Below are 21,341 nucleotides of genomic sequence, written 5' to 3' on the forward strand. Positions count from 1 at the left end.
GCTGTCCGGCAGAACGCTGGACAGCGGAGAAACGAGGATTATAGTTCTATGAGAATACTTCTGCCCCTTTCCGTCCTACTTCTTGTGCTCTCGGGAAATGCTCTGGCCGGCAGCGGGTATGACCGCTGCATCAAGGAACAGGATGCCTTGAAGAAGAAGGAGGCCGGCGCGTGCAGCGGTTTCAGCTATCTCCTGAATCCGAGCGCATGCTTTGCGACTCAGAAGGCATTGAGGGAGTATACCGCTACCGATAAATGCAACAAGATCGGCAGCGCCGAAAATGCCGATTCCGGCGTTTTGCCTGTTGTCCCGGCGAAGCAAGCCGTCAGCGGCGGCAACGGTGGCGGGGGCAACCCGGCAGTCGAAGTAAAGAAGCCGGAACCTGTAGCACCGCACCCGGAAAGCACCTGCGAGCAGCTCAAGGACGAAAATGTGCGCCTCAAGGCAGAGATTAACCACCTCACGACAGAGAATGAACAACTGAGGAAAACGGGCAAATAGCCACTCCAGCCGTTATACACATGGCACGAGGTGATTCCATGAATCTGATCCAACTGCTGCTCCCCCTGTGCGACAACGATGGCCATCCCTTCCCGCAATCAATGTATCTCCAGGTCAGGGACGAACTCACCGAACGGTTCGGGGGGATAACCACCTACGTCAGGTCTCCCGCCGAAGGGGTATGGAAAGAGGGGCAGAGCGACGCGGTCAAGGACGAAATCGTTATCTACGAAGTCATGGCAAAGGAATTGGACCGCGGGTGGTGGAAAGCGTTCCGGGAGAGGCTGGAGCGCCTTTTCAGGCAGGAGTCCGTAGTCGTCAGGGCATTGCCGATGGATATGCTGTGAGGGACTAGCCTACTCGTAGGGGCGGGGGCTCCCACCCCTACGTCGTGTTATTTGGGCAGATTATCGGTGGCGTGTCCGCGGGGGGGCGCCGGGCTTCGTGCGGGAGGGCTGCCTTTTGGTCTGTTTCTCGGCCGTCCGGACGGAGGGGCGTCCTGTTGCCGTACCGGTTTTTGTCGTGTCGCGCGGTTTCCGAGGGCTTCCTGGCGCTCCTGTGCCGGTCTTTGTCGTGTTCGTGCTGCGGGGGGGACGCGGCTTCTGCACCTTCTGCGGCTCTGGCTCCGATATCCCTCCCGGCTGGAGCAACCCCCGTACCTCGGCATCGGTCAGGTAGCGGAACTGCCCCGGCTTCAGCGCCCCGATCTCCAGACTGCCGTAGCGTACCCGCCGCAGGCGCACCACGGAGAGGCTGACCACCTCGCACATGCGCCGCACCTGGCGGTTTCTCCCCTCGTGGATCGTCACCGAGATCCAGTCGTTCTGGTCGCTGCTCTTCACCATGCGCACCGTTGCCGGAGCGGTGACGCCGTCCTCCAGCTCCACCCCGCCCGCCAGCCGTTTCAGCTGTTGTTCCAACACCTTGCCCCGCACCCGGACGTGGTACTCCTTCTCCACCTCGTGGCGCGGGTGCATCAGGCGGTTGGCCCAATCCCCGTCGTTGGTCAGCAGCAGAAGCCCTTCGGTGTTGTAGTCCAGCCTCCCCACCGGGTAGACCCGTTCCTCCACCCCGTGCAAAAGGTCGGTCACCAGCGGCCGGTCCTGGGAGTCCTTCAGGGCGGTGATGTAGCCGGTCGGCTTGTTGAGCAGGATATACAGGTGCTTTGCGCTGAACTGGAGCGGCTTGCCGTCCACGGCGACGCGGTCTGTGGCCGGGTCGGCCTTGCTCCCCAGTTCGGTGACCACTACACCGTTGACCGTGACCCGGCCGTTCACGATCAGTTCCTCGGCGGCCCGGCGGGAGGTGATGCCGGCCTGGGAGATGAGTTTTTGCAGACGTTCTTGCATATGGGGACCTCTGAAATGAAAACGGGGCGGTCAAGCCGCCCCAAAAAATTGTTTAGAGTCACAAAAAGACAGGCCTTTCATAGGTCCCATAAGTCCTATAGGTCCCATAAGTCCCATCTAACCCCCAATCTTTTCCCTACTCCGCGCAGCGCGTCATGGCGCGGAACTTCTGGTAACGCTTCTCCACCAGATCGTCCGGGGAAAGCTTGTTCAGCTCCGCCAGGTTGCGGGCAATGGCCTTCTTCAGGGTCGCGGCCATGGCTTCGTGGTCCCGGTGGGCGCCGCCTACGGGCTCGGTGACGATCTCGTCGATGACCCCCAGGCCGATGATGTCCTTGGCGGTCGGTTTGAGCGCCTCGGCGGCCTGCTCGCCCTTGGTGCCGTCGGACCAGAGGATGGCGGCGCACCCTTCCGGGGAGATGACGGCGTAGACCGAGTGCTCCAGCATCAGGATGCGGTCGCCAACGGCGATGGCCAGGGCCCCGCCGGAGCCGCCTTCGCCGGTGACGCAGACGATGATCGGGGTGCGCAGGCTGGCCATCTCGCGCAGGTTGCGGGCAATGGCCTCGGCCTGGCCGCGCTCCTCGGCGCCGATGCCGGGGTAGGCGCCGGGCGTATCCACGAAGGTGATGACCGGCAGTTTGAACTGTTCGGCCATCTGCATCAGGCGCAGCGCCTTGCGGTACCCTTCCGGGTTGGGCATGCCGAAGTTGCGGTAGACCTTCTCCTTGGTGTCGCGCCCTTTCTGGTGGCCGATCACCACGACCGGCTGGCCGTCGAAGCGGGCCAGGCCGCCGACGATGGCGTGGTCGTCGCCGAAGTTGCGGTCGCCGTGCAGTTCCACGAATTCGGTGAACATGTGTTTGACATAGTCGAGGGTGAAGGGGCGGTTGATGTGGCGCGCCACCTGGGCGGTCTGCCAGCGGGAGAGGTTGGCGAAGATATCCTTGCGTGTCTTCTCCACATGCCCTTCCAGGGTGGCCACGTCGGCGCTGATGTCCAGGCCGTCCGCGGCCAGGGCGTTCAACTCCTCGATCTTCTTCTCAAGTTCCACAACCGGTTTTTCGAATTCCAGATGAAACGGGGTCGCCATAGTGATACCTCAATAGTGTTTTTGCCGGGATATGACTTATAGGATCTATGAGTCTCAGAGGTCCTATAAGATTCTACTCGAAAGTCGCGGCATTATAGCCGAACAGTCGCTCCACTTCCAGCCTTAAATCATCGCTGGCCATGACGCTCAAATCCGGCGGGAGCGGCATGGTCGCGCGGCTCCGCTGCGGGATGAGAAACTGGATGCAGGCCGGCACGCTGCCGTGGTAGCGCTGGATGATCGTCTTGAGGGCATCCAGACGCTCCACCGGCAGGTCGTCCGTGCGCAGGGTGAAGCAGACCCGCTTGGTGGTCATGGCCCGGGCATCCTGGAGCAATTTGACGTCGCCTGCCGGGCCGGGGTCGCGGTGATGGCCCCCCCGGCGCCCGTTGTCGTGACTGGGGCGGCTGACCAGAATCTTGGCCCCCTTTTCCGTCTTTTCCAGCTTGCCGGTCACCAACAGCGGGTCGTCGGATTTAAGCAGGGTGGAGGTCTCCACATAGGTGTCGGGGAACACGGTGATCTCCACCGAGCCGGTCAGGTCCTCGATGGTGGCGAAGCACATGCGGTCCCCCTTCTTGGTGGGGATCTCCCGGAAGGCGGAGACGATGCCGCAGACCCGCACCTCGCAACCGTCCGGCATCTCGCCCAGATGGGCGATCTCCGAGTTGGCCAGGCGCTTGATGTCGTCCACGTAGCGGTCCAGGGGGTGGCCGGTGATCAGGAAGCCCAGCGCCTCCTTCTCGTACCCCAGTTTTTCCTTGTCCGGCCATTCCTGGACGTCGGGGAGGTGCATGCCGCCGTTGCCGTTGTGTTTCACCACCTCGGCGGTGTCGAACAGGGAAACCTGGGCGCTGGCCTTCTCCTCCTGGATCTTCTGGCCGTAGGACATGGCCTGCTCCAGCCCTTCCATGAGGGCCGAGCGGAAGGCGCCGGTGGAGTCGAAGGCGCCGCACTTGATGAGGGCCTCGAACACCTTCTTGTTGGCGCGGCGCATATCGACCCGCTCGCAGAAGTCGTAGATATCCTTGAAGGGACCCTCGGCCCGCGCCTCCAGGATCGCCTCCACGGCGCCGGTGCCGATCCCCTTGACCGCGCCCAGGCCGAAGCGCATGGATTTGCCCACCACGGTGAAGGAGAGGCCGGACTTGTTCACGTCCGGCGGCAGCACCTCGATCCCCTGCTCGCGGCAGTCGCCGATGCTCTTGATCACCTTGTCCGTGTTGTCCATGTCGCAGGTGAGAAGCGCGGCCATGAACTCCACCGGGTAGTAGGACTTGAGGTAGGCGGTCTGGTAGGCGATGAGGGCGTAGGCGGCCGAGTGGGACTTGTTGAAGCCGTATTCGGCAAACTTGGCCATCTGGTCGAAGATCGCCTCGGCCTTTTTCGGGTCGATGTTCTGGGCCTTGGCTCCGGCCAAAAACGGCTCCTTCTCCTTGGCCATGACCGCCGGGTCTTTCTTGCCCATGGCGCGGCGCAGCAGGTCGGCGCGCCCCAGGGAATAGCCGGCCAGGGTGCGGGAGATCTGCATGACCTGTTCCTGGTAGACGATGACGCCGTAGGTATCCTTCAGGATCGGCTCCAGTTGGGGCAGGTCGTAGACCACCTTCTGGCGGCCGTGCTTGCGCTCGATGAACTCGTCCACCATGCCGCACCCCAGGGGGCCCGGCCGGTACAGGGCGCAGGCGGCGATCACGTCCTCGAAGCAGGAGGGCTTGAGCTTGACCAGCATCTCCTTCATGCCGCTGCCTTCGAGCTGGAAGATGCCGGTGGTGTTGCCCGAGGAGATGAGCTCGTAGCTGGCCTTGTCGTCGTCCCGCAGGCGGGTGATGTCGAAATCCGGGTCCTTGCCCTCCCGCACCAGCCTGACGGCGTTCTGGATCACCGTAAGGTTCTTGAGCCCCAGGAAGTCGAACTTGACCAAGCCGACCATCTCCACGTACTTCATGGAGTACTGGGTATTGATGGAACCGGTCTTCTGGTCCTTGTACACCGGCAGGAACTCCTCCAACTGCCGGGGGGCCACCACCACCCCGGCGGCATGGGTGCCGGCGTGGCGGGCCAAGCCTTCCAGGCAGACGGCGGTTTCCAGCAGATTCTTGATCTGCGGGTCGGCCGCCGCCAGTTCCTTCAGTTGCGGTTCCTGCTCCATGGCCTTGGCCAGGGTCATCTTCAGGTCGTCCGGGATCAGCTTGGCGATGCGGTCCACGTCCCCATAGGTCATGTTCAGCGCCCGCCCCACGTCACGCACCACGGCCTTGGCCTTCATGGTCCCGAAGGTGATGATCTGGCAGACCCGCTCCCGCCCGTATTTTTCCACCACGTACTGGATGACCTCTTCCCGGCGGTCCATGCAGAAGTCGACGTCGATATCGGGCATGGAGATGCGTTCCGGGTTGAGGAAACGTTCGAACAGCAGGTTATAGGGCATGGGATCGAGGTCGGTGATCTTGATGGAGTAGGCCACCAGCGAGCCGGCGGCCGAACCCCTGCCCGGACCGACCGGGATGCCGTGGTCCTTGGCCCAGTTGATGAAGTCGGACACGATCAGGAAGTAGGCCGGGAACTGCATCTGGTGGATGCAGTCCAACTCGATGCGCAGGCGGTCGAAGTAGGCCTGCTGCCGTTCCAGGGGCATGTCCGGGTACTTGGCCAGGATGGTGACCATGCGCTCCTTGAGCCCCTCCGTGGCCAGGTGCTCCAGCATCTCGCCGTGAGTTTTGCCGGCCGGCGGCTCGAAGTGGGGGAAGAAGTATTCCTTGCCCAGGGGGAGTTCCAAGTCGCAGCGCTCGGCGATGGCCACGGTGTTGGCGATGGCCTCGGGGGCGTAGGAAAAGGCGCGGGCCATCTCCTCCGGCGACTTGACGTAGAACTCGTCCGCCGTGAACTTCATGTGGGTCGGGTCGCTCATGGTCTTGCCGGTCTGGATGCAGAGCAGCACCTCGTGGGCGCGGGCATCCTCCCGGTTCAGGTAGTGGCAGTCGTTGGTGGCCACGAGCGGCAGTTTCAGTTCGCCCGCAATCTCCAACAGGCGTTTGTTGACCACATCCTGTTCGGCCAGGGTGTTTTCCTGCAACTCGATGTAATAGCGATCCTCGAACAACTCGCTGTACCAGCGGGCCGTGGCCAGCGCATCCTCCATCTTGTTCCGGCCGCACTGCATGGCCACCTCGCCCTTGAGACAGGCCGACAGGGCGATGAGCCCGCTGCTGTGTTCCTTCAACAACTCCCGGTCGATGCGGGGGCGATAGTAGAACCCCTCCTTGTAGCCGGCCGAGGTGAGGTAGGAGAGGTTCCGGTATCCCTCCAGGTTCTGGCAGAGCAGGATCAGGTGGTAGGCCGCGTCGGAGATCCCCCTGGCCTCCTTGGAGAAGCGGGACTCGGGTGCCAGGTAGACCTCGCAGCCGAGGATTGGCTTGATGTGGGCCTTCTGGCACTTGAGGTAGAACTCCACCGCGCCGAACATGTTGCCGTGGTCGGTGATGGCCAGGGCCGGCATGTGGTAATCCTCGGCCTTGTGGACCAGGTCTTCGACGCGGATGGCGCCGTCCAGCAGGGAATACTGGGTATGGAGATGCAGATGGACGAAGGGCGGTGTTTCCATGGGCGACCTTTTGAGAGCGAACAGCGTTAATGACGAAGGGGAAGCGGAGCCGGATGCAAAAAAGAACGGGACCTCTCTGAGTTCCCGTTCGGTGATATGTGGGGGATAGTATGCCCCGTTTCGGGCGGTACGTCAATCGGGAGTTATCGGTTTATTACAAATACTTATGCGTAACAGGCCGGAATGTTGGCATTATTTTTTTGTGTTCTGGGGGGAGGCTTCCCGATTTGTCACTCGGGGAGCCCGGCCTCATCCGATCCCCCTGGTTGTGCGTCAAGCAGCAATCTCCCCATGGTTTTCTTGATGGAATCCCGGTGGATGGTGAAAACGACGCTCAGGATATAGCTCAGTTCGATATAATTGATCCCGTGGGCATCAGGGTTTACGACGCCGTTGTGCGGCGCGCAGTGCCGGTCCGTATCCTCGGCCAGATGCACCCGGCAGACCAGCGGCCTGACCGGCCAGATGGCGCAGCCGTTGTCCACCCGGTCCAGAAAGACGCACGACTGGTCTTCCGTTTTCTGGTCATTCCAGGTGGTTTTCCCCGTGTGATCCTGGCTGGTGTCGAATTCCAGGTAATCAAGCTGGCGCGCGAGTTTTTCGTAATCGATCCCGACGCCGTTTTCCCGGCAGTAGTCATGAATATCCGCCGCTTCCTCGGCAGTGCAATAGACCACTTCATGGCAGCAATTACCGCACCCCTTGTGGCAGAACGGGGGGGCGTAGCCGAACCTCCTGTCCCGTTCGATCAGGGAGTCGATGGTGGCATCCACCAGCTCGTGCACCACGCGCGTTCGCTCCCTGCCGCCGCCCAGATAGCTTTCCCCGATCCGCCGGAACTCTTTCCAGAGCGCTTCCGCCGGGATATCCGCCGGTTCGTCCGCTAGATTGCCGTACAGGAGCATGTCGCCGTCTTTGATGACCTGCTCCTCCACCCACCGGCGATCCTCGTTGAAGGGGAGGGTGTGGCCCGAGCCGCAGCAGTTCTTATATTTTTTCCCGCTGCCGCAGGAGCAGGGATCATTGCGGCCGATCTTCATGGTACGTGCCTCGAACGATGCGCGCCGCCTGGCTGGATGTTGAGCAAGGCGGGGCGGCATTGAATAATTGATGCTTGTTTGTTACTGTTATAGGTAAGAATACACCATGAGGGCCACCCATTAAAAGGCTGCCTCATGCGGTGAGGAGCATATCACAGAATAGGGGAGGAACACATCATGGTAACAGAAAAACAGTGTCCCGAATGTCAGGGCAAGATGATCCTGCTGCCCGGCTGAGGCGGCCTCTTCTGGCGGTGCCAGAAGTGCGGATTAAAGCTTATGTACAACAACGAACAGGATGCCGATTGCCGCTGTTCCTAAAGGAAGCCGGCCTTGACCTCTGCGGATTTGAAGACGTCGCTGCACCTCTTCGGCCTTGGCGAACGTGCGGCCATCGTGGAGATCAAGGCCCGTCACCAAAGGCGCATGTGGCGGCAGTTCAAGACCGATCCGTTGTGGGGGGAGAGGCAGGGGAGGGCGTAGTTTTCAAGTTTTTGATGTTTGTCGGTCTGACCATGTGTTTTTGTTCTTGCAAAAATTATGATATGATAGCCCTGCCGGAATGAAGGAGAGTACAAAAAGGAGCAGCGCCATGCAACCTGGGGAAGCGCAATACATCACCAGCAGCACCGGCAGGAAAAAAGCCGTTATCCTGCCTATCCGCGAATACCAGCGGCTGCTTGAGGATTTGCATGATCTGACGGTAGTTGCCGAACGGCGTGAGGAATATCCCATTTCGCTTGATGAAATGAAGAAACGCCTGGCCGACCATGCCCCCGTTTAGCATCCTGCTAAAACCTTCGGTTGAGAAAGATCTGCGCAAACTTCCCGCATCCGTTGTGCGGCAGGTATTTGAAGCTTTTGAACGATTGGCCGAAGATCCCGCCGTCCCTCCCGACCGCAAACTATCCGGCACCGAGCGAACCTGGCGCCACAGAATCGGTGATTATCGCATCGTCTATGAACTGGACCTTGCCAACCGCACGGTCATAATTCACTATGTACGCCACCGCAGGGAAGTTTATCGTCGTTTGTAAACCCGCCTATCATATATCCGTCAGCCCCTTCGATACGGTTTTTGCTTATACCTGCTAAGTGTTTTGAGGCGGTATCCCCATCAGGTAGAAAGTAAGTTCGGCATCTCCGCGTTGGAACTTTGGCCGTAAGTCTGCTCTCATTGTTTTTATCAGATCATTGATAAGTCGATCATGGTGCTCAAGGCTCTTGTTTGGATTACTATATGAGTTGTACTCGATAAATGCGTTGAGAGAACGCATAACGGCAGGCGGCGCAACCAATTTTAGGCCATTGACGGCATCCGAATGCCTCTCTTGTGCGGCGAGTGAATTTCGACCTTCTACCATTCCTGATAACGCAAATATGTACTCTCGATACAACTCTAGTTTCAACCTCCTCCAATCAGCTTCATGTTCTCGGCTTTTGGCAAAGTAGTTCGTGAGTGCCACGACAGTAATTGCTGTACCCGCAGAGATCACCGCTGTCAATGTTGCTGCGTCCATAGCGTTACCTCGCTTACTGTATCAGGAATTGTATAGCCATTGCCGAAGGACAAAGAACAGAATCCATGCTCCATGATCGAAAAGTCACTGATTGTTTTGCCTATGATTATTTCTCGGATTATTTCACATTCATCGAACCAAAGGGATATATGATCGCGGCACTCGTCCAGAATTTTAGCTGAAATATCATTTATTGCCACAAAAATCCCTCCAAAATGTCTCACGCCACCCCTCGCAACGAACAAAGCCCCGCCTCCCTCACGGGAAACGGGGCTTGCTCACACCCTTGCTATCGTTACGCTACTTCTTCGCCTTTTTCGCCGCCGGTTTCGCCGGGTGCGCGGTGTGCTTGCCCGCCGCCTTCAACGCTTCCTTCATGGCGTGCCCCATCCTGGTCGGGCTCTCGGCCACCACGACCCCGCATTCGTTCAGGGTGCGGATCTTGTCCTCGGCTTTTCCCTTGCCGCCGGTGATGATGGCCCCGGCATGGCCCATGCGCTTGCCCGGAGGTGCCGTGACCCCGGCGATGAACGCCGCCACCGGCTTCTTCATGTTCTCCCTGATCCAGTAGGCCGCCTCTTCCTCGGCCCCGCCGCCGATCTCGCCGATCATGAACACCGCCTCGGTGTTCGGGTCGTTGTTGAACTGCTCCAGCACGTCGATGAACTTCATGCCGATGATCGGGTCGCCGCCGATGCCGACGCAGGTGGACTGCCCCAGCCCCATGTCGGTCAACTGCTTCACCGCCTCGTAGGTCAGGGTGCCGCTGCGGGAGACCACCCCCACCTTGCCCGGCTTGTGGATGTAGCCCGGCATGATGCCCAGCTTGCACTGGCCCGGGGTGATGACGCCGGGGCAGTTGGGACCCACCAGCAGGGTCCGGCTCCGCTCCTGCACCGACCGGGCCAGGACCATGTCCCGCACCGGTATCCCCTCGGTGATGCACACTGCCAGGTCCAACTCGGCGGCGCAGGCCTCCAGGATGGCGTCGGCCGCCGCCGGGGGCGGGACGAAGATCATGGAGACGTTGGCCCTGGTGTAGCGCACCGCCTCTTCCACGGTGTTGAACACCGGGATGCCGTCGATGTGGATGCCCCCCTTGCCGGGGGTGACGCCGGCCACGATGTTGGTGCCGTAGGCCCGGCACTGCTGGGTATGGAACAGGCCGCTGCGGCCGGTGATCCCCTGCACGACGATCCGCGAATTCTTATCGATAAGAATGGACATATTACTTTACCCCCCCCAGCATCTTGACGATCCGCTTGGCGCCGTCCCCCAGGTTGTCGCCCACCTGCACGTTCAGCCCCGATTCCATGAGGAGGCGTTTGCCCTCCTCCACGTTGCTGCCGTCCATGCGCACCACGATGGGGAGGTGGCACTGCACCTCGTTGGCCGCCTCGATGATCCCCTGGGCGATGACGTCGCAGCGCATGATGCCGCCGAAGATGTTGACGAAGACCGCCCGTACGTCGCAGTCCTCCAGGATGATCTTGAACGCCTCGGTGACCTTCTCCCGCGTGGCCCCGCCCCCCACGTCCAGGAAATTGGCCGGTTCGCCGCCGAACTCCTTGAGCACGTCCAGGGTGGCCATGGCCAGCCCCGCGCCGTTGACCATGCAGCCGATGGAGCCTTCCAGCTTGATGTAGGCCAGGTCGTACTTGCCGGCGTTGATCTCCAGCGGGTCGAGCTGGGAGTAGTCCACCATGTCCGGGTATTCCCGATGGCGGTACACGGCGTTGTCGTCGAAGGCCACCTTGCCGTCCATGGCCAGAAGCCACCCGGCCTTGGTGACCACCAGGGGGTTGATCTCCACCAGGTTGCAGTCCTTGTCCAGGCAGCAGCGGTACAGGTTGAGGATCAACTCCACGCAGTCCTCGCACACCACCCCGGAGAGCCCCAGGGCCAGGGCCATCTTGCGGGCCTGGTAGGGACGCAGCCCCATGAGCGGGTCAATGGTCAGGACGTGGATCTTTTCCGGGGATTTGTGGGCCACCTCCTCGATGTCCATCCCCCCCTCGGGGGAGGCGATGAGGCAGTAGCGCGACGTGGCCCGGTCCAGGGTGATGGAAAGGTAGAACTCGCGGGCGATCTCCACCGCCTCCTCCACCAGGATGCGGCGGACCTTGAGCCCTTCCGGCCCGGTCTGGGGGGTGACGAGCTTCTTGCCGAACAGCTCCTTGGCCACGTCGTTGGCCTGCTCCGGGTGGTGGACGATCTTGACGCCCCCCGCCTTGCCGCGGCCCCCCGCATAGATCTGGGCCTTGACTACGCAGTGGCCCCCCATCTCCTTGGCGGCCCGCTCCACCTGGTCGGCGGTTAGGGCCACCCGGCTGCGGGGCACGGGGATGCCGAAGGTGCTGAAGATCTCCTTGGCCTGGTACTCATGGATGTTCATGGCAAGCTCCGTCCGTCGGGATTTTGATGGAGTATACCAAGAAATATGGTGGAGACAAGGGGATTTTACTATGGGTGAAATGTTTTATTTTAAATAAAATTTATTTTGCCTGGAGATAACCGAAGAAAGGTTTGAGGCTCTTGCAGAAGTTCAAAAGACCCCTCTCCCTGCGGCCACCCTCTCCCGCAGGGAGAGGGGCGCATCAGCATCCCTTCTCCTCTCGGGAGAAGGTGCCCCGAAGGGGCGGATGAGGGGCATTTTGACTTGTACAAAGAAACGAACCGGACATTACCGATTTTTGGGCTTTCGTTCTGAAATTACCGTGACTGGCGGGTATTCTGTTGGTCGATCTTGGCGTATTCCGCCTCGGAGGGGCGCAGGTAGACCGGCAGGAGGCGCTCCGGCGTCAGGGCGGCGCTGTTCCGGTAGGCGTGAAGGGCCAGGAGCGCGCCGTTGGCGGCGTGGCCCGCGTGGTGGAAGGGGGAGGGGAAGCGGGCCAGTTCGCCCATGCGTTCGGCGATGACCTGGCGGTAGCGGAGCGCGCCGTCGCCGGCAAAGATGACCGGCGTATGGGTGGCGGCGGAGAGTTTATCCAAAAACGCCTCCGGCCCCATGACGCACTCCGCCATGAGGGGGGCGGGGAGCGGGGCGGAGCAGTCGTACAGAGCGGCGTAGACCTCGTTCTTGCGGGCGTCCAGCAGGGGGCAGACCGGCAGGGAGGCCAGGGGGAAGTTCATGGCAAGCAGGGCCAGGGTGGAGAAGCCGACGCACGGCCTGCCGGTGGCCAGGGCCAGCCCCTGAATCGTGGCGACGCCGGCCCGCACCCCGGTAAAGGAGCCGGGGCCGACGGCGCAGGTAAAGAGGTCGATGGCGTCGATCGTGAGCCCCGCGGCGGCCAGCATGCGTTCGATCTCCGGTATGAGGCGCGCCGACAGGGTCTTGTTGGCGCTGAACAGGGTCTCGGCGACGATGGTTTCGTCGGAGGTCAGGGCGATGCTGGCGATGGCGGTGGAGGAGTCGATGCTGATGATGTGCATTAATTGGGTTCCCGGTGGCTAGTGGATTAATTACCTCTTCCCAACTCTCCCTCATGGGACTTATGCGTCCCATAGGACCCATAGGTCCCAGAGCCGGAGGCCGGGGAGGGGCTGCTGCTTACTCGTCCTCCGGCGGTATCCGGCCGGTCCTCTGGACGAATTCCAGCTGTTCGGCCTTGCGGCCGAGGGCCTCCCGGCAGAAGCTCCAGATACGGTAGCTCTCCACCGACAGGATGGTGACCCCGGAGCCGAGGACGGCCCAGAAGTTGTCGTCCAGCGCCTTGGCGAAGTGGTAGAAGAGAAAGAAGCCGGTCAGGTAGCCCACATGGCAGAAGCTGCTCTTGTGCTCCAGGCCCGCCGTCATGCGCGAGAGGCTCAGGATGATGGCGGAGAAGGTGTAGAACAGGAGGACGATGCTGATGATGTGGGGCGCCGGCGGCGGGCCGAGGGCTGCCACGACCGTGTCGGGCAGGGGGAGCATGGGGAAGTCGCGCCATGCCGTCATGCAGACGAGCATGAACAGGGAAAAGGCCCACAGACCCCGGTTGGAGAAACGGCCGAGACGCTTGATGTCAGCCCTGAGCTGCTGTTCGAACAGCTCGACCTGGCTCTGCTGCGGCGCCAGGTCGGTTGCCGGCTGATTGTCGACGGTCTGTGTCATCGCATAATCCGATGTGCGCGAAACCGGAGCCAGACCCCGGTTGTGGGTTTCTTGCAGCACCTAGACATCCTTCGGGACGGTTCCCTGTTCGGTAGTGGCCGGTTCTTTCCCGGCGGGACGAATCCTCTGGCTCAGGTTATAGAGGGATTGGGCAATTCTGTCAAGTTCACGGGGAAAGTGGGTGGGATGGGCCGTGGGGGTCTCACCCGCCTCCACCTGGTCGGCCAGGTGGCGCAGTCTCTGCAACGGCAGAAAGACGCTCCGGCGCAGGAGCGCCGTGACGCCGCCCACGGTCAGCACGAGGATCATAATAGTGAAGACGATCATCTGGTTGCGGATGGAGGCCAGGGAGTTGAGCAGCATCTCCCGGGAGAGCCCGATGTCCAGGATGCCCAGCACCTTTTGTTCCGGGGGATGGACATGGCAGGCGGCATTGGCGCATTCCGGCTCGTTGTAGATGGGGGCGGTGATGGCCAGCACATCCCGGCCGTCGCCGTTGGTGAAGATGCGCGCCTGTTCCATCTTGCCCAGGGAGGCGGACGGCGTGGCCCCGGCGTGGCAGCCGATGCACCCCTCGGTCTTCTTGTCCACCTGGCGGTCCAGTTCGTCGGAGCGGGTGGAGATGTTGACGATCCCCTTCTTGTTGAAGATGCGGATATGTTCGACCCCCTTCTGCTGGCCGATGTTGCCGATGATCGTGGTGAGCATCTCCCGGTCGGACTTGAGCATGGCGTACCGGGTGGATTTGAGGATCGTATCGGCCAGGTTGGTGGCATAGCCGACCGTGTCCCGGTTGACCACGTTCTTGATGACCGAGTAGAGGAGGAGGAAACAGACGACGACGAATCCGGTGACGGCTATGCCGACCGGAATGAGGGCTCGTCCTGCGAGGGTTTTGAACATGGTTTCATCTCTCCGTGGTGGTAGTTGATTCAACCTTCTCTCTGGGGCCTATAGGTCGTATGAGTCCTATAGGCCCCAGAGTAGTTCTTATTTCGTCTTGTGGCAACTGGCGCAGTTGGCCTTGACGCTGAACGCCTCCTTGCCGTTGTGGCATGCCCCGCAGGATTTGCCTTTCTCCATGTCGGTCATGGTCGCCTTGCCGGTCACGGCCCGGTAGGGGAAGATCTTGGTGTGGCAGTCGACGCATTTGTAGGCCTGGCTATGGAACGAGTGGCTGAAGGTGACCGGCGCGGTATCCTTGACCGCAAAGCCGATGTCCTTCGGTTTCAACCCTTTGTGGCAGCGATCGCAGTTGCCGGCCACGGTAAAGACCTTGGCGCTGTTGTGGCAGGCCCCGCAGGATTTCCCCTTTTCCATGGCATGCATGGTGACCCGCGCCTTGCTGCGGGTGGTGGTGTAAATCTTGGTGTGGCAACTGCCGCACTGGAAATGGCTTGCGTGGTCGGCGTGGCTGAAGATGACGTTGCCGACGCTCTTGACGGCGAACTTCTGATCCCTGGTCGGGTGGCACGAGGCGCATTTGTCGAGGCTGAAGGCCGTTTTGCCGTTATGGCACGCCCCGCACGACTTGCCCTTCTCCATCTCCGCCATGGTGGTCCGTTTGTTGTGGCCCGCGGCGAACAGGGCCGGGTGGCAGGCGCCGCAGTCGGGGGTGGCGACCAGGTGCTTCTGATGGCTGAAACGGGTGGTGCCCGTGGCCTTCACCGCATAGGTGATCTCCTTCACCTGGTGGCAGCGGGCGCACTCCTTCAGGGCAAAGGCGCTTTTGCCGTCATGGCAGGCGCCGCACGACTTGCCTTTCTCCATGTCGGCCATGGTGTAGGTGGCCTTTTTCTTGAACGGGTAGAGGGTGTCGTGGCAGGACTTGCAGTTGTTGGCCATCCGTTTCTGCTGGATATGCTTCTTGTGGCTGAAGACCACTTTGCCGGCATTGTTCGTCGTGAAGGTGATATCCCTGATATCCACGGCTTGTGCAATCATGCTGCATAACAGAATCGCCAGGGTGATCAAAAGCATGAGATTACGACGCATGGAGCTCCTCCTGTGGATGATGTTTCTGCTCTCGTACCTCGGTTATAACAACTCCCTCCCCCCGTGCGGGGGAGGGGGACCTGCATTGTCACAAGGTACTCGTGTCTACGCCGTCTCGGTCGTGCCGGAATGGCGCGCCACCCCATGGGGCTGGGTCACCGGCACCGGCCCCGCTCCGGGGATGGCCCCCTGTTCGTCCTCCACCTCCTCTTCCTCCCAGCCGTTCCACATCGGTTTGAAGTGGGCGAAGGGCGTGTGCCCCAGGGTCGCCAGGTAGATGTGTACGAAGAGGAAGGCGCAGAAACAGCAGGCGATCAGGTAGTGGACGCTCACCAGGGTCTTGATGCCCCCGATCACGATGAAGATCTCCCGCAGCGGTGCGACGTACATCAGGACGTAGCCGGAAAAGACGACCAGCGGCAGCAGCACGAACATGATCACCAGGTACGAGGCCTTCTGCAACGGGTTGAACTTGCTGTCCGGGGTGCTGTGGTGCGGGTTGGGCCCACCTTTGAAATAATAGAAGAAGTAAAAGAACGCCTGGCGGAAGAGGCCGGATTTTATGTCCTCAAGGGTTGGGACATACAGTTTGAGCATGGTGCGGGCCACGAACATGTAGTAGATGAGCCAGAGGGCGTAGGATATGGACACCACGACGCCGGCGGTGTTATGGAGGCGGATGGCCGCCTTGTAGGTGCCGAAGATGTTCACGTATTCGGGAAACCTGATTTGCAGGGCCGTCACGCAGAGGGTCACGATGCCGAAGGCGTTCAGCCAGTGCCAGATCCTGACCGGCATGGGGGTGAGATAGATCTGTTCCGTGTGTTTCATGGCTCAGTGCTCCTTCCGGTTTTTTCTGGTGAGGAACCGCAGGGTGCCGTGTCCGATCGGCATCATCATCCCGCCCACGATGATCAGTGCCCCGACGATGTTGAGGGCACTGCTTCTGGTGGTGCCGAGCATGTAAAAATCGGGCGTCCCATAGAGAATATCAAGAATTGCGCCTTTCTCAACCGCCACGCGGGTCACGTTGCCGTTTTTGTCGGGGAACGCCACATAGCTGGTCTGCATCGCCTGAGGCCCCGAGGCGTGGCAGAAGGAGCAATCCCAGCACTTCTCGTTGATCTGGTAGGTATGGGTGACCGTCTCGGGGGTCATCATCCCCCAGAGGCGCATCCCCTTGTTGCGCGCCTCGTGGTTGAACTCCCTCAGTTCGGCCAGGGAGATGAAGCCGTCGCCGTTTTTGTCCACCAACCGGCTGATATCCCCGTTTATGGGGTGCAGCGCGCCGAGCTCGCCGTATGTGGCGGTCTTGAAGTCGCCGTGGGGATCGTCAGGTTTCTTGTTTTCGATGGCCATGGTGATGACGTAGCTTTTGGAGCCGGTATGGCAGGTGATGCAGGGGAGCGAATCCAGGTGCAGGTCGGCCTGGGTGAGCCATTTGGAATGGCTCTTGATGGTCTTGCCCTTGTCGTGGCACTTGGCGCATTTGCTGTTCAGGTAATCGCCGGATGCCGCGATGCCCGGCTTGACTTCATGGGGGTTGTGGCAGTCGTTGCAGGTCGCCTTGGCGCCATGAAGGCTTTTGGCGTATTCCGCCTGGATGGGGGCATGGCATTCCTTGCACCTGGCCTTGGTGGGGCGGGAGCCGTCCTTGGGATGGGCCGCCGTCACCGAGTCGTGGCACGAGGTGCACCCGATCAGGGCATGGGTTGTGGAGGCGAATTTGCTCGCATCCAGGTACAGCCGCTCGCCGCCGTTTCTGGCAACATCCCGATTGCCGTGGCAGGCGAGGCAGGCGTCATTGTCCGCGGCGGCCGCCGAAGCGGCGGCCGTGGGCAGCATGAGAACAGCCAGGCACAGTATCACTCTGCAAACATCCGTCTTCACGTGAGCTCTCCTTTTCCCTGGAGCCCCGTCTCGTGCGGGGCGATGGGTAGTGGTGCCGCCTGGTGCGCATTGTTTCGTAGATGTGCCGCCGATTCCGCATCAGCGTGAAGTCGGCGGCAAGTGCTCGTGCTGTGCCGCGTTATTTGTTGGTCACGGTATGGGGTTCGGCCACCTTGTTCTTGCCCATGGCCTTGGCGAACCCGAGCATCATCAGGAGCGCCGGCATGAGTTGGGCAACGACGATCAGGGCGCAGAAGCCCAGGAATATCCATACGAAGAGCCCGCTGTTGTCCTCCCGCGCGCCGCTTGCCGCAAAGGCGCTGGATGCGGAACCGATGGTAAGCATGAGAGCATTGATCAATGGTGTGGTTTTCATGGCGTCCTCCCTCGGTAGTATAGCATTCAAAGTGTGTTTGAAAAGTTGCCCCGCCTTTTTCACGGAGCGGTGCGTTATTTGTCGCCGCCGGTTTCGTGCGCCTTCTTCTCGCTTGCCGAGAATACCCCCTTGAGCATGCCGACCAGCAGCATGATGCCGGGAATGAACTGGAAGAGGACGATCAGGATGCCGAATGCGATGAAGAATGTGGCCAACAGGCTCAGACCTTCTCCCTCTGCTCCCCCTCCCGCCGCCAGCGCCGTACCGGCGGTGATCATCAGGGACAATAGCGTTGCTGATATGGTTCTCATGGCTCTCCCCTTTCTTGCTGAGCGTGTCATGGTGGTTCCTTGCCCATTGCCAGAGCATCGACCGTGCCATAATGGCGCAATTGTTGAACAGATAAAGATAAGTGGCTTGAATTATTGGAGGAGTGCCCGGACGCCCCGCGAACGGGTCGTTCGGGGCCTGGGAAGCGGCGCGGCCGGCTGTATAGCAATCCCATACAGTCGAAAAAAAGGGCCAGGCGCAAACCGGCCGCCAGGAGGCCGGGATTATTTGGTTTTTAATGAAAAAGCGGCGGGAGGCGTAACCGTATAGCGAAATTATACATCTGGGCAGTCGTGTTGACTTGCGGTATCGTCTTGCTAAAATAGGAAAAACAGACTGTGTTTTGAGTAGTTGACATGCTTTTGAAACTATTGCAATGTGACGCTGACGGGGAAGGAGGCGGGAATGGGACAGTTCCGGATGCTGGTAGTCGACGACGAGGCGGTGATCAGGGACGGCCTGAGGCGTATTCTCGAAGGAGAAGGCTTCTTCGTGGAAACGTGCGTGAGCGGCCACAGCGCCATCGAATCCCTGCACGCGCGGGAATTCGACCTGATCGTCACCGACCTGAAGATGCCGGGCATGAACGGCATCGAGGTCCTCAAGGCGGTAAAGGCCCTCCAGCCGGAAGCGCCGGTCATCATCATCACCGGCTACGCCACCGTGGATACCGCCGTGGAGGCCATGAAGAACGGGGCGGTGGACTATATCGCCAAGCCCTTCACCCCCGAGCAGCTTCTCCAGAAGATCGACCGGGCCCTGGAGCAGCGGGTCCTCCTCATGGAGGAGCTCAACAGGACAAAGGATGCCATCTCCTCCCAGCACGGATTCGGCCTGTTCGTAGGGCAGAGCAAGGAGATGCAGAAGGTCTACCACCGGATCATGCAGGTGGCCGCCACCGACAGCACGGTGCTGGTGACCGGCGAAAGCGGCACCGGCAAGGAGCTGGTCGCCCGGGCCATCCACCAGAACAGCCCGAGAAACGGCAAGCCCTTCGTGGCTGTTGACTGCAGCTCCCTGGCGGAAAATCTCCTGGAGAGCGAGCTGTTCGGCCACGTCAAGGGGGCGTTCACCGGGGCGGTCCTGGCCAAGACCGGGCTCTTCAAGGTGGCCGACGGCGGCACCCTGTTTCTGGACGAAGTCTCCAACATCAGCCTCTCCACCCAGGCCAAGCTGCTGCGGGTGCTCCAGGAACGCCTGGTGACCCCCATCGGCGGGACCCAGCCGGTCCCCATCAATATCCACCTGGTGGCCGCCACCAACCGGAACCTGCGCACCATGGTGGGGGAGGGGGCTTTCCGCGAGGACCTGTTCTTCCGCCTCAACATCATCCCCATCGAACTGCCGCCCCTGCGGGAGCGCAAGGGGGACATCCCCCTGCTCATCAGCCATTTCCTGAAGAAGTTCACCGCCGCCGTGGGCAAGAATATCCGGGGGATCGCGCCGGACGCCATGGCGCTGTTGGAAACCTACGACTATCCGGGCAACGTGCGGGAGTTGGAGAACACCATCGAGCGCGCGGTGGTGCTGGCGGGGGGGGAGGTCATCCACAAGGACGATCTGGAGCTCTCCCCGGATAGCACCGGTGGGTCGGATCTGCACGGCATGGAGGAAGGGTATGTTCCCCATACGTCGGACGAACTGAAGGAGATGAAGCGCCATATCCGGGATCAGGCGGTGGAGGGGATCGAAAAGGCCTTTGTCATGGGGGCCCTGGAGCGGAACAACTGGAACATCACCCGGGCCGCCGAGGAGACCGGCATCCTGCGTCCCAATTTTCAAGGGATGCTCAAGCGGCTGGGGATCTCGGTGAAGGCGCAGTTGGAGAAGTGAAAAACAATAGGACTTTATAGGACCCATAGGACCTATAAGTCACATAGGTCCTCCCTGCTCTTCCCCTCCGCTTCCCTGAAGCGGCAGCAGGATGGTAAAGGTCGTCCCCACCCCCACCTTGCTTGCCACCTCGATCTTCCCCGCATTGTTTTCCACAAACCCGTAGGAAATGGAGAGCCCCAACCCGGTCCCCTCGGCCTTGGTGGTGAAGAAGGGGTCGAAGATGCGTTGCAGGTTCTCTTCGGAGATGCCGCAGCCGTTGTCCCCGATCTCCACGCAGGCGAAGCCGCCGCCGTCCGGTTGCGAGGTGGTGATGCTGATCAGCCCCCCCTTGGGCATGGCATGGCTGGCGTTGATGAACAGGTTGACGAAGACCTGCTGCATTTGGTTGGAATCCACGAAGACATCCCCCAGGTCCGGGTCGTAGGAGCGCTTGATGCTGATGTTCTGGAAGCTGGGCTGATGCTGGAGCAGGCCGACGACCCGGTCCAGGAGGTTGTTGAGGGAGATGGCCTCCTTGTGGGGCAGGGCCTCGCGGGAAAACTCCAGGAGCTGCTTGACGATATCGGCGCAGCGGCGGCACTCGGCGATGATCCGTTCCAGGTCCGGCTTGAGGGACGGGTCGAGGCGCTTGTCGTTGTCCACGATGGAGGCGTAGAGCAGGATGCCGCTCAGGGGGTTGTTGATCTCATGGGCGATGCCCGCCACCAGGTTGCCCAGGGAGGCCAGTTTTTCGGAACGGTGGAGCTGGGCCTGCATCTGCTTGATCTCCTGGCTGCGCTCCTCGACCTTCTGTTCCAGATTGCCGGCCCATTCCTTCAACTCCTCGTTGGCCTTGGCGAGGCCCGCGGTCATGTCGTTGACCGCCTCGGACAGATCCCCCAGCTCGTCGTCGCTGGTGATCGGTATGCGGGCGTCCATGTCCCCTGCCGACACCCGTGCGGTGTGCTGCACCAGCCGCTGCACCGGGCGGTCCACGAGGCGCTGGGTCAGGAAGGTGATCAACACCCCGATGAACAGCAGGAGCATGCAGGTCATGACGATGAACTGCATGCGGTACTCGTGGGACTGCTGGCGCAGGCTTTCCAGGGAGAGGGTGATGTCCAGCACGCCCAGGATATGATGATCCTTGTCGTGGAAATGGCAGGCCCCGGTGGAGCATTCCGGCTGGTTGTAGATGGCCTTGGTGTAGCCCAGCACCTCCGCGCCGCTGGCGGTGCGGTACAGGCGGCTGCTGTTGTTGGTCGGGGAAAAGAGCCGGGTGTTGTTCGGTTGGTGGCAGAAGATGCAGGCCGCGTTCTTCTGGTCGATGATGGTGCCGATCTCGCTTTTGTGGCTGGAGAAGACCACCTTGCCGCTCCGGTCGATGATGCTGATATGCTCGATGCTTCTGCTCTGGGCGATCCGGTCCGCCATCAGGTACAGGCTGGCCTTGTCGTTCTTCATCATGGCGTCGTAGGTGCTCTGGTTGATGATCTCCGTCAACTGGTCGGCATTGGAGATGGCGTACTCGATGGTGGCTTTGCGGAAGTTTTTCAGGTTGATGTAGTCCAGAATGCCCATGAAGCCGACCAGGATCAGGGAGGTGGCGAGGGTGAGCTTGACGATGAGGGAGAGACGCAGGCGCATGGATGACCTTTGCGTTCGGGATTATGCGGTTACGGCTGTCTGGCTACATACTGCGTTTGCCGTTGCAAGTCAAGGGGTTGGTGCGGAT

22 protein-coding genes and 1 pseudogene are annotated in these 21,341 nt (G+C 60.9%); 6 read left to right on the forward strand and 17 right to left on the reverse strand.

The features are described 5' to 3' along the window. Nucleotides 1-48 precede the first annotated feature (48 nt). Both F6V30_RS09455 and F6V30_RS09460 read left to right on the forward strand, forming a co-directional pair. Nucleotides 49-501: a bZIP transcription factor gene (locus tag F6V30_RS09455; protein WP_151156729.1), complete on the forward strand. Its 453-nt coding sequence runs from the start codon at nt 49-51 to the stop codon at nt 499-501. A gap of 38 nt (nt 502-539) precedes the next feature. Then, a complete protein-coding gene (locus F6V30_RS09460) occupies nt 540-848 on the forward strand; it encodes a hypothetical protein (RefSeq protein ID WP_151156730.1) in 309 nt (102 codons plus the stop codon). A gap of 60 nt (nt 849-908) precedes the next feature. On the opposite strand, the gene F6V30_RS09465 is transcribed toward F6V30_RS09460, so the two are convergent. The 5 genes and pseudogenes from F6V30_RS09465 to F6V30_RS17370 form a co-directional block, all read right to left on the reverse strand. Next, entirely contained in the window at nt 909-1,850 is a 942-nt protein-coding gene (locus tag F6V30_RS09465; RefSeq protein WP_151156731.1) for a pseudouridine synthase, read from the reverse strand. 136 nt (nt 1,851-1,986) lie between these two features. Continuing rightward, entirely contained in the window at nt 1,987-2,943 is a 957-nt protein-coding gene (locus F6V30_RS09470) for an acetyl-CoA carboxylase carboxyltransferase subunit alpha (protein WP_151156732.1), read from the reverse strand. A 73-nt stretch (nt 2,944-3,016) separates the two neighbouring features. Beyond that, nucleotides 3,017-6,547 (reverse strand): DNA polymerase III subunit alpha, encoded by a 3,531-nt coding sequence (dnaE, locus tag F6V30_RS09475; RefSeq protein WP_151156733.1) that lies wholly within the window; start codon nt 6,545-6,547, stop codon nt 3,017-3,019. A gap of 230 nt (nt 6,548-6,777) precedes the next feature. Further along, entirely contained in the window at nt 6,778-7,452 is a 675-nt protein-coding gene (locus F6V30_RS09480; RefSeq protein ID WP_246163440.1) for a YkgJ family cysteine cluster protein, read from the reverse strand. A 66-nt stretch (nt 7,453-7,518) separates the two neighbouring features. Then, nucleotides 7,519-7,596, reverse strand: a pseudogene (locus F6V30_RS17370) (SEC-C metal-binding domain-containing protein); the annotation flags it as partial. Nucleotides 7,597-7,920: 324 nt separating this feature from the next. On the opposite strand from F6V30_RS17370, the gene F6V30_RS17085 reads away from it, so the two are divergent. The 3 genes from F6V30_RS17085 (at nt 7,921) to F6V30_RS09490 (ending at nt 8,624) form a co-directional block, all read left to right on the forward strand. Then, on the forward strand, nt 7,921-8,070 hold the full coding sequence (locus tag F6V30_RS17085; protein WP_191965637.1) for a hypothetical protein: 150 nt from the start codon (nt 7,921-7,923) through the stop codon (nt 8,068-8,070). A 109-nt stretch (nt 8,071-8,179) separates the two neighbouring features. After that, nucleotides 8,180-8,371: a type II toxin-antitoxin system Phd/YefM family antitoxin gene (locus tag F6V30_RS09485; protein WP_151156735.1), complete on the forward strand. Its 192-nt coding sequence runs from the start codon at nt 8,180-8,182 to the stop codon at nt 8,369-8,371. Continuing rightward, nucleotides 8,358-8,624: a type II toxin-antitoxin system RelE family toxin gene (locus tag F6V30_RS09490; protein ID WP_151156736.1), complete on the forward strand. Its 267-nt coding sequence runs from the start codon at nt 8,358-8,360 to the stop codon at nt 8,622-8,624. The genes F6V30_RS09485 and F6V30_RS09490 overlap by 14 nt, the downstream gene beginning before the upstream one ends. A 54-nt stretch (nt 8,625-8,678) precedes the next feature. Here F6V30_RS09490 and F6V30_RS09495 read toward each other — a convergent pair whose 3' ends face one another. From F6V30_RS09495 to F6V30_RS09545, 11 genes are all read right to left on the reverse strand, one after another. Beyond that, nucleotides 8,679-9,107 carry a hypothetical protein gene (locus F6V30_RS09495; RefSeq protein ID WP_151156737.1) on the reverse strand — a complete coding sequence of 143 codons (429 nt, stop codon included), beginning with the start codon at nt 9,105-9,107 and terminating at the stop codon, nt 8,679-8,681. Nucleotides 9,108-9,407: 300 nt separating this feature from the next. Beyond that, the gene (gene sucD / locus F6V30_RS09500) at nt 9,408-10,334 is read right to left on the reverse strand and encodes a succinate--CoA ligase subunit alpha (RefSeq protein WP_151156738.1); all 927 of its coding nucleotides are present in this window, start codon (nt 10,332-10,334) and stop codon (nt 9,408-9,410) included. Nucleotide 10,335: 1 nt separating this feature from the next. Continuing rightward, nucleotides 10,336-11,502: an ADP-forming succinate--CoA ligase subunit beta gene (gene sucC, locus F6V30_RS09505; RefSeq protein WP_151156739.1), complete on the reverse strand. Its 1,167-nt coding sequence runs from the start codon at nt 11,500-11,502 to the stop codon at nt 10,336-10,338. A 317-nt stretch (nt 11,503-11,819) separates the two neighbouring features. Next, nucleotides 11,820-12,539 carry a tRNA (adenosine(37)-N6)-threonylcarbamoyltransferase complex dimerization subunit type 1 TsaB gene (gene tsaB / locus F6V30_RS09510; RefSeq protein ID WP_151156740.1) on the reverse strand — a complete coding sequence of 240 codons (720 nt, stop codon included), beginning with the start codon at nt 12,537-12,539 and terminating at the stop codon, nt 11,820-11,822. A gap of 118 nt (nt 12,540-12,657) precedes the next feature. Beyond that, a complete protein-coding gene (locus F6V30_RS09515) occupies nt 12,658-13,200 on the reverse strand; it encodes a menaquinol oxidoreductase (RefSeq protein ID WP_149306289.1) in 543 nt (180 codons plus the stop codon). Nucleotides 13,201-13,260: 60 nt separating this feature from the next. Next, nucleotides 13,261-14,103: a HAMP domain-containing protein gene (locus F6V30_RS09520; RefSeq protein WP_151156741.1), complete on the reverse strand. Its 843-nt coding sequence runs from the start codon at nt 14,101-14,103 to the stop codon at nt 13,261-13,263. 87 nt (nt 14,104-14,190) lie between these two features. Beyond that, the gene (locus F6V30_RS09525; RefSeq protein WP_151156742.1) at nt 14,191-15,195 is read right to left on the reverse strand and encodes a cytochrome c3 family protein; all 1,005 of its coding nucleotides are present in this window, start codon (nt 15,193-15,195) and stop codon (nt 14,191-14,193) included. Nucleotides 15,196-15,300: 105 nt separating this feature from the next. Further along, nucleotides 15,301-16,026 carry a cytochrome b/b6 domain-containing protein gene (locus F6V30_RS09530; protein ID WP_151156743.1) on the reverse strand — a complete coding sequence of 242 codons (726 nt, stop codon included), beginning with the start codon at nt 16,024-16,026 and terminating at the stop codon, nt 15,301-15,303. A gap of 3 nt (nt 16,027-16,029) precedes the next feature. Beyond that, on the reverse strand, nt 16,030-17,085 hold the full coding sequence (locus F6V30_RS09535) for a cytochrome c3 family protein (protein WP_246163401.1): 1,056 nt from the start codon (nt 17,083-17,085) through the stop codon (nt 16,030-16,032). 139 nt (nt 17,086-17,224) lie between these two features. Next, nucleotides 17,225-17,461: a hypothetical protein gene (locus tag F6V30_RS09540; RefSeq protein WP_151156744.1), complete on the reverse strand. Its 237-nt coding sequence runs from the start codon at nt 17,459-17,461 to the stop codon at nt 17,225-17,227. A gap of 74 nt (nt 17,462-17,535) precedes the next feature. Beyond that, nucleotides 17,536-17,772 (reverse strand): hypothetical protein, encoded by a 237-nt coding sequence (locus F6V30_RS09545; RefSeq protein WP_151156745.1) that lies wholly within the window; start codon nt 17,770-17,772, stop codon nt 17,536-17,538. Between the two features lie 424 nt (nt 17,773-18,196). On the opposite strand from F6V30_RS09545, the gene F6V30_RS09550 reads away from it, so the two are divergent. Then, the gene (locus tag F6V30_RS09550) at nt 18,197-19,624 is read left to right on the forward strand and encodes a sigma-54-dependent transcriptional regulator (RefSeq protein WP_151156746.1); all 1,428 of its coding nucleotides are present in this window, start codon (nt 18,197-18,199) and stop codon (nt 19,622-19,624) included. Nucleotides 19,625-19,663: 39 nt separating this feature from the next. Here F6V30_RS09550 and F6V30_RS09555 read toward each other — a convergent pair whose 3' ends face one another. After that, a complete protein-coding gene (locus tag F6V30_RS09555) occupies nt 19,664-21,253 on the reverse strand; it encodes a sensor histidine kinase (RefSeq protein ID WP_151156747.1) in 1,590 nt (529 codons plus the stop codon). Nucleotides 21,254-21,341: the final 88 nt, after the last annotated feature.

The sequence above is a fragment of the Oryzomonas sagensis genome (genome assembly GCF_008802355.1).
Classification (GTDB): Bacteria; Desulfobacterota; Desulfuromonadia; order Geobacterales; family Pseudopelobacteraceae; genus Oryzomonas; species Oryzomonas sagensis.